The following is a 253-nucleotide window of genomic DNA, read 5'->3' on the forward strand; positions in this document are numbered from 1 at the left end:
GTGCCGCTCATCGACACCAGGTTGCCGTCGGTCCAGTCGCGCTTGAGGGAAAGGTGCCCAACCGTCTGGTCCGCCTCGCCATAGACGACGCGGCCGCAGCCGACCGATTTCCCGAGCAGCTCGCTGGCCACCGCCGTCACTTCCTCGGGATCGAGCAGGGGACGGATGCGGTCGGCCAGCGCCAGCTGGAAGGAGTGGCGCCGGTCCGCCGCGCGTACCGATTCGAGCAGCGGGCGCCGGCGCCCTTCGCCTT

1 protein-coding gene is annotated in these 253 nt (G+C 70.8%); it reads right to left on the bottom strand.

All coding sequences use genetic code 11. The features are described 5' to 3' along the window. On the bottom strand, positions 1 to 253 hold a 253-nt coding region (locus tag KVT32_RS30775; protein ID WP_217619504.1), incomplete at both ends, for a hypothetical protein.

It is taken from the genome of Achromobacter sp. GbtcB20, assembly GCF_019091095.1.
Classification (GTDB): domain Bacteria; phylum Pseudomonadota; class Gammaproteobacteria; order Burkholderiales; family Burkholderiaceae_B; genus Achromobacter; species Achromobacter mucicolens.